This window comes from Paenibacillus koleovorans NBRC 103111 (genome assembly GCF_004000845.1).
GTDB classification, from domain to species: domain Bacteria; phylum Bacillota; class Bacilli; order Paenibacillales; family NBRC-103111; genus Paenibacillus_AA; species Paenibacillus_AA koleovorans.
In genome coordinates this window covers 62,686-80,425 of sequence record NZ_BIMA01000004.1, presented here as the reverse complement: position 1 = coordinate 80,425, position 17,740 = coordinate 62,686, and the positions used below count along the sequence as shown (strand labels likewise).

Sequence of the window (17,740 nt, the reverse complement as noted above, 5' to 3'; positions counted from 1 at the left end):
ATCCTATTTCCCGGGTAATGGGGAGTAGGTTTATGATAAAATGAGTCTTAAGTCCCGGACGCAAATCCGAAACAAGGTTGTACAAACCGTATACAGGGTTGGAAAACTAAAGTATAATGGTGGGAAATGAAACATTTTGGAAACATCGTGAGTGAAACTTGTCGAAAGGGGACAACGTTGTGAAAGCCGAATATATCAATCCTTTCCTGGAATCCGCCAGAATCGTATTGGAGCAGCTTATCTCCGTACGGCCCACAACCGGACAGCTTGGCGTGAAGGATGTTAAATTTGTGGAAAAGTATATCTGGATTCAGATCGGCATGACCGGTCAGATGAAGGGTGACATCGTTTTCGGCTTGCACGAAGTGGTGGCTTTGAAGCTAGTATCCGCCATGATGGGCGGTTACCATATCACCGAGATGGACGAGATGACGCAGAGCGCGATTTCGGAGCTGGGCAACATGATCAGCGGCAATGCGAGCACGATCTTGTACAACCAGGGCGTACGCGTGGACATTACGCCGCCCAAGCTGATCCAGTCCGCCGCGGCCGCCGGATTCACGCCGAAGAAGGCGCTGACGATCCCGCTGATTATGGATTCGATCGGCGAGCTGAACATTCATGTGTTGATTACATAGGGTTGAAGTGTGGAGAGGCCTGGGACAGGCCTCTTTTTGCATAGCAGAAAGTGTAAATCCTTTACAGAACTAAAGGGTGAGGGTGCCGCTTGCTAAGCACGGTGAGGTGAGAGACAGGTACACCCGCAAAAATGGACTGGTGTTTGTTCCGATCAGGGCTTCTTAATAGAGCGCATGAAAAGGCCGCATACGCTCCAGTCCGACTTTTCCTGACTCCGTGTCGGGAGGAAAGGGGGAAGCGGTCTCTAGTCCGACTTCTCCCATTTGCAGAGCCGTTTCCACACGCGCCTCTTGAAAAACGCCGCTCTAATTCGGCCGATTCGGACTACAGAGCTGTTCCGGGCGAAGAGGCGCGTGGTAGTCCGACTTTTTCGGACTAGGGAACAAGGGTAAAGGCGCCACGCTGCTCGGGAATGCTCTTCGCCTCGAGCGGGTAGAGCTGGTTGCGGGGATGCGGCGGCCTGGGACGATTTTTCAGAATAAACGTAACGCCATGAACAAAGAAGGACAGAAGAGGGCAGGAGGAGGGAGTGGAGGAGCGAAACGTCCGCCTCCCTCAGTAAGCAGGGTCCCACTTTAGCTCCGATTCCATCAAGAAACATGCTTCCAACAGCCGGTCGGAACCCCTCCTCCTGCCCCAATGTTGTCAGGTTAAGGACAATAAGCCCGCTCGCTCTGCTTAGTGGATGGAGCTATTTGAAGGGAAAGGGGGTTGGTGATGCGTCAGGCCGAGCTCGGAGCGGACATAGAAGTCCTTATTTCATCCTAAAGTAGCTTGAGGTTTGGATTGGCAGACACAGATGCGCTTATTTGCCCTTTCGCCCCCTCAAAACCTCACTTTTGGTCCCAATAACGCATCGTAGGTCCGCTTACCCCGTAAACTAGCCATTTTGTTCACAAATAAGGGCCGTATGGTCCGCATACTCGCCGCTGTTAGAGTCCCTACCCTGACAGCATTGCCTCCTGTCCTCCCCGCGCGCTAACGGAATGCCACGACCAAAGACCATCAGGGGATATTCCTTTATGGTTTTTCTTATTTGGGCTGTGTGTGTGTGTGTGTGTGTGTGTGGAGGAGAGCTGCTTGTGGGGGAGAAGCGGGGGGTTATCAGGATCGAGTGTGGCAGGTTGGGCGGGAGCCGGGCGGTGATTGTGCTAGGTGGCAGGTGGGGCAGGGAATCGGATCGGGTATGGCAGGTTGGGCGGGAGCCGGACGGTAATTGTGCTAGGTGGCAGGTGGGGCAGGTAATCGGGATCGAGTGTGGCAGATTGGGCGGGAGCCGGGCGGTGATTGTGCTTGGTGGCAGGTAGGGCACGTAATCGGGATCGAGTGTGGCAGGTTGGGCGGGAGCGGGCGGTGAATGTGCTAGGTGGCAGGTGGGGCAGGTTATCGGGATCGAGTGTAGCAGGTTGGGCGGGAGCGGGCGGTGATTGTGCTAGGTGGCAGGTAGGGCACGTAATCGGACTCGCTGGCCACTTTTCGGTGCCACGTAGAACTGCTCACGAATTCCAGGCAACTTGTGGTATTCTAGTAGCTAGAGGTGAGTGAATCGATGCAAGATCAGATTATTGCCATCACCGGGGCGTCGAGTGGGATCGGGGCGGAGATCGCGGTGGCGCTGGCTCGGCGGGGGGCAAGGCTGGTGCTGTATGGCCGCAACCGCGAAGGGCTGCAGGCGACGGCGCAGCGAGTCGCATCAGCCACAGCCAGCACTAGCGGCAGCAACGCCCGCGAAGCGAGCACCAGCGCCGGCACAGCCAGCACTAGCGGCAGTAGCACCGGGCGGGCCAGCACTGTGCGCTCCGGCGAAAGTGCCGGGCGAACCGCCAGCAACGCCAGCCCCCCGGCAGAGAGCCAGGGCTCGGCCGCAGGCGCCGCCGACAGCGGCACCGAGCGCTGCCGGACGTACGTGCTCGACGTCACGTCGGACGAGCAGGTGCAGCTTGCGGTGGAGCAGGCGATCGCCGACTTCGGCCGGATCGACGTGTGGATCAACAACGCCGGTTACGGCGTGTTCAAGCGGTTGGACGAGGCGCCGCTCAGCGACTTCACGGGCATGATGGACGTGAACTACATGGGGACGGTGCGCTGCACGAAGGCGGTGCTGCCGCATATGCGGCGCGCCGGCCGAGGGCAGCTCGTGAACGTGGCGTCGATCGCCGGCAAGATCGGCTCCGCCAAGTCGACCGCGTATGCGGCGTCCAAACACGCGGTGCTCGGTTTCACCAACAGCCTCCGCCAGGAGCTGCACGGCACCGGCATCGTCGTGACGGCGGTCAATCCGGGGCCGATCGACACGCCGTTTTTTCAACAGGCGGACCCGAGCGGCGAATACGTGAACAACATCAAGGCGTTCATGCTGAAGCCGGAGCGGGTGGCGGACGCCGTTGTGAACGCGATCGATCGCAGGCGGACGCATGTCGATTTGCCCTGGACGATGGGCTTCGGCGCCAAGCTGTTCGCGCTGTTCCCGGCACTGTTCGAGCGCATCGCGGTAAAGCTGTTAAACAAGAAGTAGACAATTGGGGAGGACCACCTAGATGAGATTCGGATCGGTTGAAGCAGGCGGCACCAAATTTGTATGCGGGATCGGCAATGAGCATGGGGAAGTACTGGAGCGGATTGAATTTCCGACGACGCAGCCGGAAGAGACGCTGGCCAAAGTAGAAGCATTCTTCGCAGGGAAAGAAATCGACGCCATCGGCATCGGTTCGTTCGGCCCGATCGATCTGAACCCGGCGAGCCCTACATACGGTTATGTCACGACGACGCCGAAGCCGGGCTGGGCGCAATGCGACGTGCTCGGCAAGCTGAAGCGGTCGATCCATGTGCCGATCGGCTGGGACAACGACGTGAATGCAGCCGCGCTCGGGGAAGCCACTTGGGGTGCGGCCCAAGGATTAGGCAGCTGCGTGTACATCACAGTCGGGACGGGGATCGGCGGCGGTGTCTATGTAGAGGGCAAGCTGGTGCACGGCTTGGTCCATCCCGAGATGGGCCATATCCCGGTGAAGCGCCATCCGGAGGATACGTTTGCCGGCGTCTGTCCATACCACGGCGATTGCCTGGAAGGAATGGCGGCCGGACCTTCGCTGGAGAAGCGCTGGGGCGTCAAGGGTCACGAGCTGGCGGACAATGCGAAGGTGTGGGAAATCGAGGCTTATTACTTGGCGCAGGCAGCCGTGCACGCCATCTTGTACTTGTCGCCGGAGCGAATCGTGTTCGGCGGAGGCGTCAGCAAGCAGCGCCAGCTGTTCCCGCTCGTCTACGAGCAAGTGCAGAAGCTGCTGAACGGCTATGTCCAGAGCGAGTGGGTGTCCGAGCGGATCGCCGAGTACATCGTGCCGCCGGGCCTCGGAGACAACGCCGGCTTGTGCGGCGGACTGGCTCTAGCCCAAAGGGCGCTGGAGCAGTCCCGATCCCAATCCGAATTGCAATCCCAATCGCAAGCTCAAGTCTAATCTCAACCGGAAGGGACGGATCGCATGAACGCCAAACTCGTTACAGATTGGATGATCGCCAAATTCCAGGAGATCGAGAAACGCTGGCTCGCGGCCATCGAGCAGCTCAGTGAGGAGCAGCTGAACTGGCGCCCGAACGAGGAAAGCAACAGCATAGCCAACCTCGTCGTCCACATTCGCGGCAACGTGGCGGAGCGTGTCAGCGCCGGCATCCTCGGCGAGCCGCCGACGCGCGACCGCGATGCCGAGTTCGCGCTCGATGTTCGGCTCGCCAAGCCAGAGCTGCAGCGTCTCGTTCGCGAGTCGTTCCAGCTCTTGACCGGCACGATCGCCGGCATGTCCCCGGACCAACTGGAGCAGACGCAGTCGGTGCGCGGCAAGCAGCGAACGCATCTCGATGTGCTGCTCGCCAGCGCAGCGCATTTCTCCGAGCATCTAGGGCAAGTGCTGTACATCGCCAAGCTTATCCTGGACGAGCGGTACGTGACGACTTCGATTCCTAGAGCCAAGCCTTAACTTGCTCCCCTAACCCGTCAACGAACAAGAGAGCCTCCGACACGATCGGCTGGACGTCCAAAGCCTTAGCGCTTTGTCGCCCACCCGCCTCGTATCGAGGTTCTTTTTTTGTAGCGACACTCGCAATATATATCGAAAAATATAGCCAAACAAGCAATATTAGTGCTGATAATAGATGTTATTTGCTGTAGATTAAAGGTGGAGATCGACATTATCCTATCCGTTTTTCCATTCTTGGAATCAGAGGAGCCATCGCTATGCCTGGAACTGCAACGAAAGCATATGAAGAGCGCCTGACTATCCCCACGTACCCCATGGAGGCTGCGGACCGGAATCCTGCGATCGGCAGCTTTCGCTTCGAGAAGCCTTATCCTTACCCGATGTTCGACTCGCTGAGCGACGAGCGTGTGCTGGAAGAATACCGCGGCCTGGTGCTCGAGAACGAGTACTTGAAGGTGACCGTCCTGCCGAAGCTCGGAGCGAAGCTGTATTCGGCCCTGGACAAGCGGAACGGCGAGCAAGTGTTTTACCTCAATCGCGTTGTAAAACCCCAACTGGTCGGGCTGACGGGAGCCTGGACGTCGGGCGGCATCGAGTTCAATTTTCCCCGCGCGCATCGGCCTTCTTGCATGCTGGAGCTTGAAGCGGTCTGCCGGGAGAACGGCGACGGGACGGCTTCGATCGTGCTGGGCGAGACGGATCGATCATCCGGCCTAGTGTATTCGGTGGAGCTGCTCCTTCATCCGGAAAAAGCCTATATCGAACAAATTATGCGCGTTCATAATCCGACGGCGGTGCCGCAGCGTTTTTTCGTGTGGAACACGTCCAGCTACCCGGAAACCCGCAACATGGAGCTCCGCTACCCGATCAAATGGTACATCGAAGAGTTCGAGCGCAAGCGGTACCCCTGGCCGTATGAAGGCAGCGTCGATCTGCGCCGGGCGGATCAATACCGTCGGTTGACGGGTTGGTTCGGGTCGCGGGTGGAGGATGATTTCTTCGGTGTGTACGACGACGAGCTCGGTCGCGGGACGGTGCATGTAGCGGATCATATGGAAGCGCCGGGCAAAAAAATATGGATCTGGGGCAACGCCGACCTGGGTAAGCTGTGGAACGAGCTGCTGACCGAGGAAGACGGCCCTTATGTAGAATATCAATCCGGGAACGTGCAGACGCAGAACGCCTTCACGTGGCTGGCCCCTTATCAACGCCATACATGGAAGGAATATTGGTTCCAGGCGATCAACACCGGACCGTTCACCTATGCGTGCAAGGAAGCGATCGTGACGGCCAAGGTGGAAGAAACCGCCACCGCCGGCGAATTGAAGCTAGCCCTACAAGTGCATCCCAATGAACTTTTCCATGGTGCCAAGCTGCTCCTGCTAAACGATGCGCACTCACTGCCGATTTTCGAGGCAAACGGAGACTGGGCGCCGAACAAGCCGGGGCAATGGGACATCCCGTTGCCGGCAGAGGCGTTTACGGAGAGCGTTCTTCGTCTGCGTCTATATGACAAGGACGGCGAGCTGGCGATCGACTACATCATCCGCAACAACGAAGCCGCTGCCGAGCAAATGAACGGACTGCCGGAAATTCAGCAGGACGATGACACGAAGACGCTGCTGTACCGGCTTAGCCAGGCGGAATGCCGCATGCGCTACGAGGAAGCTTACGGTCTCGTGAACGAGCTATTGGCGGCGAATCCGACATACTTGGAGGCGTACCTTCGCAAAGCAGTGCTGCAAGTGAAAATGCTGGACCTTGCCAGCGCCAAGCAAACGATTATGCAAGTCCTGGCGCTCAATGTTCAAAGCCAGGAGGCGCAGTATTATGCCGGCTTGATTATGTTCCTGATGGGCGATCGCCGGGAAGCCAAGCCATACTTGCTCGAGGTCAACGACACGAGCTCCGTGGCGCCGCAGGCTTGCATCCTGCTAGGCAAGATGGCGCTGCTCGACCGCGACTATGCGAAGGCGAAGCAGTACTTTGAGAAGGCGGCGAACGATTTCGGCCGATCCGAGACGACCGAGATATTGTACGCTTATGCGCTGTGGAAGCAAGGCAGCCCAAAGAAGGCGCAGACGGTGCTGGAGCGCTATCTCGGCGAATACCCGCTCGATTGGATCGCGAGAGCGCAGCAATGGCTGCAATCCCCGGTATCCGAACGCCAAACGATAGGCTGGTTCAGCATCCATGATTTGCTGCACGCCGTGCAGTTCTACGCCGAGATCGGCGATCTCGGGGCGCAGTCGGCCCTCCTCGAAGCGTACGTCCAGACAACTGCGACGGAGCCGGCAAACCCGCTAGTCTTGTACCACTTGGGAAGGCTGCACGCGCTGCAAGGCCGCTTCGACCAAGCGGAACAGCAATACCGACAAGCGGAGTCAAGCTCCATCGATTACGTGTTCCCGACGCTCGGGCTGACGCTGGATGCGGTTCAAGATGCGATCGCACGGCTAGGTGCCGAGGCCGTGCATGCTCGCTATTTGGCCGGGCTGATCTATTATTCTGTGGAACGGATGCCTGAGGCGATCGCCATGTGGAGCGAGTGTGTGAAGGCGGGGATGAGCTCCTCGGTCGTATACCGCAACCTAGGCCTCACCCTCATCGCCGTCGGGCGATCGGATGAAGCGATAGGCTGCCTCGAGCAAGGGCTGGGCTTTCAACCTTTTAACCCCGATATTGTGCTGTTCTTGAACCGGCTGTATCGGGATCGGGGCTGGATCGACAAGCGCTTGAAGCTGATTGAAGCGATCCCCGATCCTTCCCGAGTTGACGAGAAGCTGGCTCGCGTGCTGATCACCGTGTACAACGATACCGGCGATTACGATAAAGCGGTCGAGCTGTTGGAAACTCGCAGCTTCCGGGCATGGGAGATCGAAGAGAACCCGGATATGAACCTGAAGCTGCTGCAGCATCAGACATGGCTTGGCAAAGCCGACATCGCCATGAAAGCGCGCCAATGGGATGAGGCGATCCGCTGTCTCGAGAAAGCGACATCGTACGGATCGAACACGCAGCTGGCCCGTTCCTGGGAGCAATGCGACATCCGCTTCTGGCTGCTGCTCGCCATCTGCCACGAGAAGCTGGGGAAGCTGGGCCTGGCGCTTCATTATTGCAACCGGATCGCAGCCTGTCCGCAGCAGCGGCACTCGCCGGATTATGCGGATTATATCAGAGGCACTCAGAAGAAAGTGGAGCTGGAGTGGCTCGGCGTCAACGAAACGATTCCAACACTCGGGTCCGAACCCGCGGAAAAGGTGGCCGTCGTATGATTCAGAAGCAGTATGACATCGAATATTCGCTGGAAGTCGAAACGAACAATCCCTTATGGGCGAAGCCCTATGCCAAAGGGAAAATCAAAGTGCTGTTTTTCCCAAGCGTCCTGTATGGGATTGAAGTCGTCGAGTTGATCAAACGGATGGATTACGAGTTCGAGACGATTACGGTCGATCGGATGTGGGACCTGAACAAATGGGGCCTGGGGGATTTCTACGACATCCGCGGCCATCAGTGGGACTCCAGTATCATGTACAACAACATGGAGGCGGCTGTGACGTCCGAGGAGCATTTCGACGTGCTGGTCGTGCCGGTCATCAATGGATGGGGTTTCTTCACGCCCAAGACGAAGGAAGCGATTTTGCGCCGTGTAGAAGCAGGGGCAGGTTTGGTGCTTATTCGCCCGCTTCACGGCAAGGACCTCCCGAAGTCTGCAGAGCTGGAGACGCTGTCCCCGCTAATTCCGACAGTCGAAGAAGTGATCAACCACAAGAACTATCCGTTGACCGCCTTCGACCAAATCCGCAAGGACCGCTGGGAGAAAGCGACGCCACACTATATTACGAGCGGGATTCCGATCGAGCTGTTCCCTTTCGAGGATCTGGGCTATTACGAGTATGGGCTGGACCCGGCGGCAGAGACGATTCTTCGCTCCGAGTCCGGCTTGCCGATCGCTTCGGTGAAGCAAGTGGGCCGCGGCCGCGTCGTCGCCTTCGGCTACCATCCGAAGGATGTGACGCCGAACCATAACGGATTTGCTACGAGCAGCTGCTTCGATTCGAATATGGAGAAATGGAAAGGCGGCCAAAGCGGCGCGACGTTCAAGTTTCAGGAATACGCCTACGGGTTGATCGGCAAGAGCATTATTTGGGCGGCCGACAAGGAGCCGGACACCCGGATCGCCGGCTTCGAGCTGAACGGCGATACGCTGCAGGTTCTCATCGACGGCGGAGTCCAGAGCGGTTGTACATTGTCTTGCCGACTGCTGAACGCGCATGATGAAGTTGTTGCGGAGCTGGAAGCGGGCGAGGAGTTGCGTCTGGAGCTGCCGAGCGCGCTGCATCTAGGCGGCCAGTTCCGTGCCGATGTGCGGCTACAGCGGGACGGGCTCGTGCTGGATTGGGCGACTTATGTGATCGAGCATCCGCTTGTTTCGCAAATTTCCGCTTTTCAGGTAGATCAAGAGCTGATTAATGCCGGCGAGCAAATTACCGGAAAAGTGGATGTGCCGGCGGGCCGCGGGGAACTCGTGTTGACGCTGATCGACTTCTTCGACTATGTGCACCATGTCCATAAGGTTCCGATCGACGGAGATGCATCGGTATCGTTCGAGCTGCCTGTGTATGCCAATTCGTCGCTCTACATGTATGTGCATGCCGACATTCGCGTGGACGGCTTCCTCATTGATCGGCGGACAGTCCGCGTGTTCGTCCCTGCCGAGAACCGCCTGCTGGACGACTACGAGATGTTCCTCGTAGCAAGCAATCGGGGACTGGGCGAGTTCGACAAGCTGACCGGCAAGCGGTTTCGCGAACTGGGGGTAACCGGCCTGTTCCCGGGCAGCAACCGGCTGTCCGTCGAGTCCGGAGTGAAAGGGATGGGCGTATACTGGTACAACCGGAAGCCTTATGCCGATCGGAAAGAACAATATTTCCAGACCATGGACAAAAAATATTTGCACCGCGTGCCTTGCTTCAACGATCCGTCCTTCTGGGAAGGACTCCGGGAAGAGGTACGGCACGATGTCTCACGCAACAAGCCTTTCCGCCCGCTGTCTTACTTCGCGAATGACGAGGGTTCGGTCACGGCATACATTGACGAGTTGGATCTGTGCTTCTGTCCGTACTGCATGAGCGACATGCGAGAGTGGTTGAAGAGCGGATACGCGGATTTGGACGAGTTGAATCAAGTATGGAACACGGCCTTCGCATCATGGGAGGAAGTGGAGCCGTACACGTTCGAAGAAGCGCGCAAAACCGGCGACTATGCGTCGTGGGGCGACCACCGCTTGTTTATGGAGAAAAGCTTCGCCGGCTCTTACGAGCGGATCACGGCAATGATTCGGGAAATCGATCCGGAAGGCGTCACGCGATTGTCAGGCTGCCAAGCTTCCACTACTTATTCCGGCTACGATTACTACCAGCTGCACAAGCATGTCGGCTATGTCGAGTCCTATTCGGTCGGCCATCAATATGAGATGCACCGCTCCTTCGCACAGCCGGAAACGGCGATCGGCGGCTGGTTCGGCTACGGGAACAAAGGGGTGTCGGCGCGGCATTTCGTCTGGAACGGCTTGTTCCACGGGCTAACGATGTACAGCCTGTTCCACGATCATTCGATTCTGAATCCGGACTTCACTTTCTCGCAATCGGCACGGGACATCGGCATCATTGCGCGGGAGATCCGCCGCGAAGGGATCGGCAAGCTGCTGCTGTACGGATCGACCCGCGATCATCTGGGGATTGCGCTTCACTACTCGATGAGCTCCGTGCACGGCAGCTACATGAAAGGCGAGCATCTCCGCTTCGAGCGCAACCGCGCCGGCTGGATGCAGCTGCTCGAGGATCTCGGCTATCAGTACCAGCTGCTCGCATCGCCGCAGATCGAGGACGGAGCGCTGCTGGGGCAAGGCTACAAGCTGCTCATCCTGCCATATTCGATCGCGATCAGCGATCGGGAGGCGGAGGAAATCCGCAAGTTCGTCGAAGCCGGCGGGGTCATCATCGGCGATTTCCAGACCGGCATCATGGATCAGCATTGCCGGGAGTATGACAGCGGCAAGCTGGATGCGCTGTTCGGCATCAAACGGACGACGACGTATATGATGCGCTTCTACTGCGACGAATCGTGCTTCGCAAACGCGGACTTCCCTTATTTCAAGCACGTCCCGGGCTACAAGACGAAGGGGCAGATTGCCAACGGCTTCGGCGTCCCCGTAGCGGAGAAGGGCACTCGTGCGGATACCGGCGTCGCCGCGTTCGTCGACGATTTGAACCGCTACATCCCACTGGTGACCGTGAACGAGGCCGGTCAGGGCAAAGGCATTTATCTGAACCTGGGGTTTGATAAATACAGCGAAATTCGGCTGGACCCGATCGGCCATGAGCTGAGGGAGCTGCTTCGCAAGTCGATCGGATTGTCCGAAGCACGCAAGTATGCCGAGCTGAAGACGGCGGAAGGCGAGACGCTGGATTGCGGCTACGAGTCCTTCTACTACAAGGGCGTAGGCGGCTCCAAATATTTCGGCATTCTACGCAACGCGGTCCAGATGAAGACCGGCGCGGACGGCGTCGCGCTCGGGGGAGCGGACGGGGTGTCGGCGATTAAGCCGCAAGCGCTTCGTCTGGAGCTGCAGGAGAAGGCGCACCTGTACAATATGCGGGAAGGCTCGTACATTGGGTACACCGATGTGTGTCGGACGGAGCTGGCGCAAGGCGATACGCTGCTGCTCACGGCGCTGCCTTGCAAGGTGGAGGCGGTAGAAGTCGGCCTGGATTCGGTACAGCGCCGAGGGGAACCGATCGAGCTGCGCATCCAAGTGCTGACCGACCGGCTGATTCCGGACTGGAGCAGCACCTGCAGTGTGACGTTTTACGACCCATCCGGCGAGTACCATTGGATGTATTCGCACAATGTCAATGTAAGCGGCGCGACGACGGCTAAGACGCTGCGCGTACCGCTGAATGAACGGGCCGGTACATGGCGGGTTGAGGTGAAGGACGTTGCTTCGGGCACACGTACGTCGCTGCATTTTGATCTGGTTTAGTTAGGTTTGGGTGGACACCGGACGTGCCGAGAGGCACGTCTTTTTACACTGTTCAAAACACAATTCATGCACAAAACTCCAACACATCGAGGTGTTGGAGTTTTGACTTACTAGACCGCTAAAATTGCGGCTTGTTGCGATGCTTCATTTCCTTGTGGATCTTCTTCCACTTGTCCTTCTCGGCGGCGGCGAGCGTGCGATCTTCCTTGCGCGCCAAGTACGCCAGCTCCTTCTGGAGCTTCACGTAGTTGTCGTAGCGGCTCGACTCGAGCGTCCCGTCGTCCAGTGCCGCCTTCACCGCGCACCCCGGCTCCGAGCGATGCCGGCAGTCCGGGTAGCGGCATTGCTCTGCAATCGACTCCACGTCGCGGAACGACACTTCCATACCTTCCTCGGCATTCCACAGCTGCAGCTCGCGCATCCCCGGCGTGTCGATGAGCAGGCCGCCCGCCGGCAGCGCGACGAGCTCGCGATGCGTCGTCGTGTGCTTGCCGCGGTCGTCTCCATGCCGGATGTCGCCGGTCTCGAGGATATCTCGGCCGTAGAGCCGGTTGATCAGCGTCGACTTGCCGGCACCGGAGGAGCCGAGCAGGGCGACGGTCTTGCCGGGGCCGAGATAAGGCTGCAGCAGCTCCAGACCGACGCTCTCCAGTGAGCTGACCGCATGGACCGGCACCCCGATCGCGACCGCTTCGGCTTCGCGGACGGCGGCTTCGACATCGTCGCTCAGATCGGCTTTGCTCAGGATGACGACGGGGAACGCACCGCTCTCCCAAGCGATGGTGAGGTAACGCTCGAGCCGTCTCAAGTTGTAGTCCTGGTTCAGCGCCGTCACCAGAAAGACGGTATCGATGTTCGTGGCGACGAGCTGCTCCTCTATGGCGCTGCCGGCTGCTTTGCGGCTGAACTTGCTTGTCCGCGGCAAAACCTCGTGAATGGTGGCGCGGCCTTCTTCCACGCGCGCAGCCAGCGCGACCCAATCGCCGACGGCGGGGTAATCGCCGCGTCCCAACGCTTCGTGGCGCAGCTTGCCCGACACCTCGGCGAGCAGATCGCCGTGTTCGGTATAGACGCGGTACATATGCTTATGCTCCAGCGCGACGCGTCCGGCAATATAGCCTTTCACGCGCTGAGGGCCAAAGGCGGCTTCCCGTTCCGGGGTCCAGCCTAATGCTTGCAAATCCAAATGTGAATCCTCCTGTCCTGATGAGCCTTCTCAGTTGAGGCTAACAGGTATCCCGTGTTGTTCTGGCGGCTTTCGGTGATACATTCTCATGGTCAAGGAGTCCGCCTTCTTTCATTATAAACAGCGCAGCCGGGTCCGACACGGGATAGATCGGGTGTAACCATTTTTTCGTCTATATATTCCGGCTCGTCCGGGTTAAGGAGCGCATTCGACAAAATCGGCCGCGGCAGCAGTTGCCGTGGCCGATTCTACTCCCGGTTAGATCAATCCGGATTGCTTCAGCAGTCGCTGAATCGTTGACGCCACTTCGGCGCGAGTCATGTAAGCCTGCGGCGCTAGCGTATCCGCGCTTCTGCCCGATACAATGCCCGCTTGCACGGTGTCAGCAACGCCGTTCTTCGCCCATGCCGCTACCGCAGTCGCATCTCCGAACGCATGAAGCGTTTTTTCCGCCGATTGCGCAGCGAGCTTGTCCCGCAGTCCGGTCAGTTTCATCGCTTTGGCGATGATCGCCATCGCCTGTTCGCGCGTGATCCTGTCATTCGGCCGGAATGTCCCGTCGTCATACCCGTCGATCAGACCGTAGGCATAAGCGGTTTGAATAGCACTATCGTACCAATCCGTCGCTTTCACGTCCGAGAAGGAGGCAGAGCCGCTCTCCAGCTTCAGCCCCAGTCCACGAACGATAATCGCTGCAAATTCGGCGCGGGTGATGTCACGGTCAGGGCTGAACTGGCTGCCTCCCGTTCCCTCGATGACCATGCGCGAGCCCATGTCGTTGACGGCCTCCTTCGACCAATGTGTCGCCACGTCGCTAAATGCTAGAGGATGCCAGACGACGGCATAGGAGCTGTTCGTCAAACTGTTGATGGTGGCAAAGTACTTGCCATCGACCTGCATAACCCGGGTCGGCACATGGCGCACCGTGCCATCGGCTTCGACGACAATGCCCGTCGTGATCTTGTTCGGGTCAACGCCGTCCGGAATCGCGATGGCGCGCTCCACGTAGGCGGTAAACTTCGACAATTCGACTGTCGTGTCGCCATACACCGCTCTGACCGTGAAATCTATCGAAGGAACGACTGGCGTGAACGCGCCTTTCTCTGCCGCGTTTTCGATATTTTTCACCTGATCCTTCGTCGGCGCGGCGATCTCGATCTGAATCTTGATGTCCTGGAGCGCTATGCTTCGGCCAATCTGATTCGAGATGGCATCAATATTGATTTGTCCCGCAGGCAGCGTATAGCCGGCGTTCCTTGTTTTGATTTCCAGCACCGCCTGCTTCTGCTCCATGTTCTTCATCATTTGTCCGTTCAGTTCGCCAATGAAAACATCGGATTCCAAAGTAATTGGAAGGGTGACGACCGCATGTTGACCTGCCTCCGCGAGCCTCTCATCCAGCTTCTTCGGATCGATGGTGATCGTCGTGACGGTCTGGTTGTTCCGTTCCGTTGTCGTCGCGATTCCCGCGCTTTCGACTTTGCCATTGACCAGTACATTTACTCCTGGCGGGTTCGTTGCCGGCGCCGAGGGGCCGCCCGTATTGCCGTCTGAAGGCTTGTCCGGTTCAGAAGGCTCGTTCGACGGCGCGGCGTTAACCGTAAACTTGGCCTCTATCGTCGTTTCCGTATCGCTTTCCGTATAAACTGTGATCGTCTCGTCATAATTGCCTGCCGCCAAGGCGTCTTTGGGTCTTATCGTGAACGTTGCCGTATCCGGTGTGCCAATCGTCGTCCCACTCAGAAGACCGACTTCGTAATGGGCGGCCACAGGTTGCCTGAGCGTCACCGGTTTATTGCCGGTGTTTGCGATCGTAACGATCTTTACAGGCTGTGTCGGATAATCTGCCGTAACGGCACCGAAGTCCGCCGCCGATATATCGGATGAAATAGTGAAGCTTTGAGCCTGGAGCAACGCTAAATGGGGCGTATCAGATGATACCGTACCTTCGTACGTCGTATCCCCGCTCTTGACATAAACTGTATCGATCCCGTCCGGCAAGTGGACATACAATTTCCCCAAGTCGTCCGTCCGCATCCCTTGGACGCCATAGTCATAGTCAAGCATCGGTTGTGTCGTCAGCGAGTATACAGAAGCATTCACCGTCGCCGGCGCGCCGACGGTCAGCACGTATAACGCCAAGCTCCTATTGCCGTGACCGGATCCGTTGGAAAAAACAGTATTTCCTCCGCCATTGCCGTCGGCCCCCTTCGTACCGGGACTTCCGGCGAGCCCACCGGCACCCGCTATACCGTTCGCTCCTGCCTTACCGCCGGTACCCGCAATACCCGCACCGCCTGCCGCACCACCCGTACCGCCGCTTCCGCCGTGCGGACCGGACGTATTCACCGATCCGCCGATGACGACGACCGTCCCGCTGGCGCCGCCAAAACCGCCGTTACCGCCAAAACCGCCGTTGCCGCCCATTCCGCCGGCGCCGCCAAAACCGCCGTTGCCGCTGCCCGTGCCGGCACCGCCACCGCCACCCGTGCCGGCAATGCCGCCCGTGCCGGCAATGCCGCCTGCGGCGCCGTTGCCGCTGCCGATGCTCGTTGCGACGACCGTCCCGCCGGTAATGCTCACAGCGCCGCCGCTTCCCCCCGTACCCCCTGTACCGCCATTACCGCCATCGCCGCCAAAACCGCCGGCGCCCCCGTTGCCGCCGCGGCCGCCGCCGTCGCCACCGTCGCCTCCCTGATTGGCGTATCCGTCCGCCCCGTTGCCGCCAAAACCGCCGTTGCCGCCAAAACCGCCGGCACCGCCAATTCCGGCGGCACCGCCGCCGATATCCGCACTGCCGCCGGAACCCGATGCGCGTACAATCCCTCCGGCTATTGCAATCACACCACCGTTGCCACCCGCTCCGCCGTTGCCGCCGTCGCCGCCGTCTCCTCCGCGCCAGCCGTTGCCGCCGTCTCCTCCATTTATTGACTGGGGGGTAGCGGCGACGCTATGCGCGCCATCCATACCATCCGCGCCATCGCCGCCCGCTCCACCCGCGCCGCCTGCGCCGCCGCCGATGCCGGTGCCGCCGACTCCTCCCGTCGCAATAACCATACCGCCCTTGATCCTGATATCCCCGGCGGCTTCTCCTTTGCTGCCATGTGTTCCCGACGCGCCGTTACTGCTCCCCGGCTCCCCGGGATTGCCGGCATTCCCGCCAATCCCCGAACCGCCTCTTGGGCCGCCCGTTGCAGTCAGACTGTCATCATCCGTTCCATCTATTACAAGTGTCGCGGTGTCAGGCACATTCAACCCTGCGCAACCTCCGCCGCTCTTCAGCGAATTGTTGCCTTGCAGCCTCAGATTCGCCGTAGCACCCGCTTCGACCGCGAACGCGCAGCCGCCATAGTCGCTTGCGTCAATGTTCAGACTGTCCAGAACAAGATTGGCGGAAATTCCGTTTTTCACCACGATCTTATGTATAGCCGTCGTTCCGGATATCTCTAAAACCTCGGCTCCCTTTATGAATAGAGTCCCAGCCCCAGCGTCAAAATTGTAACTTGCCGCATCGCCCTGTACCGTGAACTCGCCGGCTTGCACCGGCCCCCCATCCGCGAAAACGGTCCCAAAAAAATAAGCAAAAACCATATTGATAATCACAAAAAGGGAAAAAACTTTCTTGCGCATCCCCAAACATCCTCTCCGATTGTAATGGATTTCTGGCATAATAGTAACCGCAATCAGAATTAAGTGGAAACCGGAAGCAAAGGAGCCGTTGCATCGATCACCATTTTTAGGAAAGCAAAAAGACCGCCCCATAAAGAAATCCGCTCGCGATAAAAATCTTCCGCCTTCGAGTTCAAGAACCCCGTATTTCGGTTCGAAACTTCCTCCCCCCTAATAATAGCCTCTCGGCATTCGTCAATACAGACGGGGCAAGGGTTTCCTCGCACCATCTAAGAGAGGCATCCGGTTTCTCCAAACTTTTTTGCCCCGTGAAACGCGGCAGATTGTACGCGAATACCCCCGCGCAGCACCAAGTTGTTTGTTTTGAACACCATAAAGAGATACGTCTATATAGATTTTCTTCATTTTTTTCCGATCCCCTGCTACTTTTTTCTTAATTTCATGATGCTTTATACCTATATAGCAGTGACCGGTGCTGTATTATTCTTCCAGGAAGTGCGGCGATTTCAACCGGCGGGCGTAAGCGGACTGTACGGACGGATGGATGCGAAGTAGGGTAAAACTGGTCTACTTGGTGGGATTGGCGGATAGCTATGCGGCATTTTTAGTCTCGCTCAAGTTTATTCACAATCAATCGACAGTCACTTTCGGAGCGCTATTATTTCTGAGAAAAACGGAGGGGGCATAGACAAAAGAAGAACCAAAGAGGGCGAGGACTAGAGTGGAGAAGCGAAGCGGACGCCCCTGAAATCTGGTGCCACCTTAACCTGCTCCATCCCAGGCACGAAATTTCAAGTGCGATGGGAACCCAATAGCCTGCCCTCCTCCGCACCAACGGAACTCAACGACCATGGAACTGATCGGTGTCTCCCCGGACGGTTTTGCTACTAATACCTACTCCTCTTCCTTCGGCGCGCCTGTGGCGCCGGACGTCTGGGCATGCGCGCGCTGCGCTTGGTTCAGATCGCGAATCTCCTCGAAAAGCAGCCGAACCTCGCGCTTCGCCTCCGGATGGGTTTGTCCCCAATGCGCGGTAAGCGCGGGCATGCTCTTATGAATGTGGTTGTAGATTGACCACTTGATGATCTTGTCGACCATCTCGGTATTGCTCTTGCCGGTCACCAGCTCGGCGAATTTCTCTACTAGCGCATCGAATTCTTGATCGAAAACCGGGTTCATGTGCATCAACTGCCTTTCGCGTGTTAAACTAATCCAAAGTCAACCGGGTGATTACGGTAATTCTAGTCTAGCGAAGCGGCTGGAACG

The 17,740-nt window shown here is 58.1% G+C and carries 9 protein-coding genes; 6 read left to right on the top strand and 3 right to left on the bottom strand.

Features of this window, described 5'->3' with window-relative positions:
* The first annotated feature begins 179 nt into the window (after window positions 1-179).
* From PKO02S_RS02500 to PKO02S_RS02475, 6 genes are all read left to right on the top strand, one after another.
* Complete coding sequence (locus PKO02S_RS02500; protein WP_127579506.1) at window positions 180-638, top strand: chemotaxis protein CheX; 459 nt, start codon at window positions 180-182, stop codon at window positions 636-638.
* A gap of 1,550 nt (window positions 639-2,188) precedes the next feature.
* Window positions 2,189-3,154, top strand: a complete 966-nt coding sequence (locus tag PKO02S_RS02495; RefSeq protein ID WP_127579505.1) for an SDR family NAD(P)-dependent oxidoreductase — start codon at window positions 2,189-2,191, stop codon at window positions 3,152-3,154.
* A gap of 22 nt (window positions 3,155-3,176) precedes the next feature.
* Window positions 3,177-4,097, top strand: coding sequence for an ROK family protein (locus PKO02S_RS02490; RefSeq protein ID WP_127579504.1), 921 nt, complete (start codon window positions 3,177-3,179; stop codon window positions 4,095-4,097).
* Between the two features lie 24 nt (window positions 4,098-4,121).
* Window positions 4,122-4,613, top strand: coding sequence for a DinB family protein (locus tag PKO02S_RS02485; protein WP_127579503.1), 492 nt, complete (start codon window positions 4,122-4,124; stop codon window positions 4,611-4,613).
* 257 nt (window positions 4,614-4,870) lie between these two features.
* Complete coding sequence (locus tag PKO02S_RS02480) at window positions 4,871-7,888, top strand: DUF5107 domain-containing protein (protein ID WP_127579502.1); 3,018 nt, start codon at window positions 4,871-4,873, stop codon at window positions 7,886-7,888.
* Window positions 7,885-11,658 carry a beta-galactosidase gene (locus PKO02S_RS02475; protein WP_164821257.1) on the top strand — a complete coding sequence of 1,258 codons (3,774 nt, stop codon included), beginning with the start codon at window positions 7,885-7,887 and terminating at the stop codon, window positions 11,656-11,658. The genes PKO02S_RS02480 and PKO02S_RS02475 overlap by 4 nt, the downstream gene beginning before the upstream one ends.
* Before the next feature lie 118 nt (window positions 11,659-11,776).
* On the opposite strand, the gene rsgA is transcribed toward PKO02S_RS02475, so the two are convergent.
* From rsgA to PKO02S_RS02455, 3 genes are all read right to left on the bottom strand, one after another.
* On the bottom strand, window positions 11,777-12,844 hold the full coding sequence (rsgA, locus tag PKO02S_RS02470; RefSeq protein WP_373865179.1) for a ribosome small subunit-dependent GTPase A: 1,068 nt from the start codon (window positions 12,842-12,844) through the stop codon (window positions 11,777-11,779).
* 258 nt (window positions 12,845-13,102) lie between these two features.
* Complete coding sequence (locus PKO02S_RS02465) at window positions 13,103-16,474, bottom strand: S-layer homology domain-containing protein (RefSeq protein WP_246066799.1); 3,372 nt, start codon at window positions 16,472-16,474, stop codon at window positions 13,103-13,105.
* Between the two features lie 894 nt (window positions 16,475-17,368).
* Complete coding sequence (locus tag PKO02S_RS02455) at window positions 17,369-17,653, bottom strand: DUF2573 family protein (RefSeq protein WP_127579500.1); 285 nt, start codon at window positions 17,651-17,653, stop codon at window positions 17,369-17,371.
* Between the last annotated feature and the right edge of the window lie 87 nt (window positions 17,654-17,740).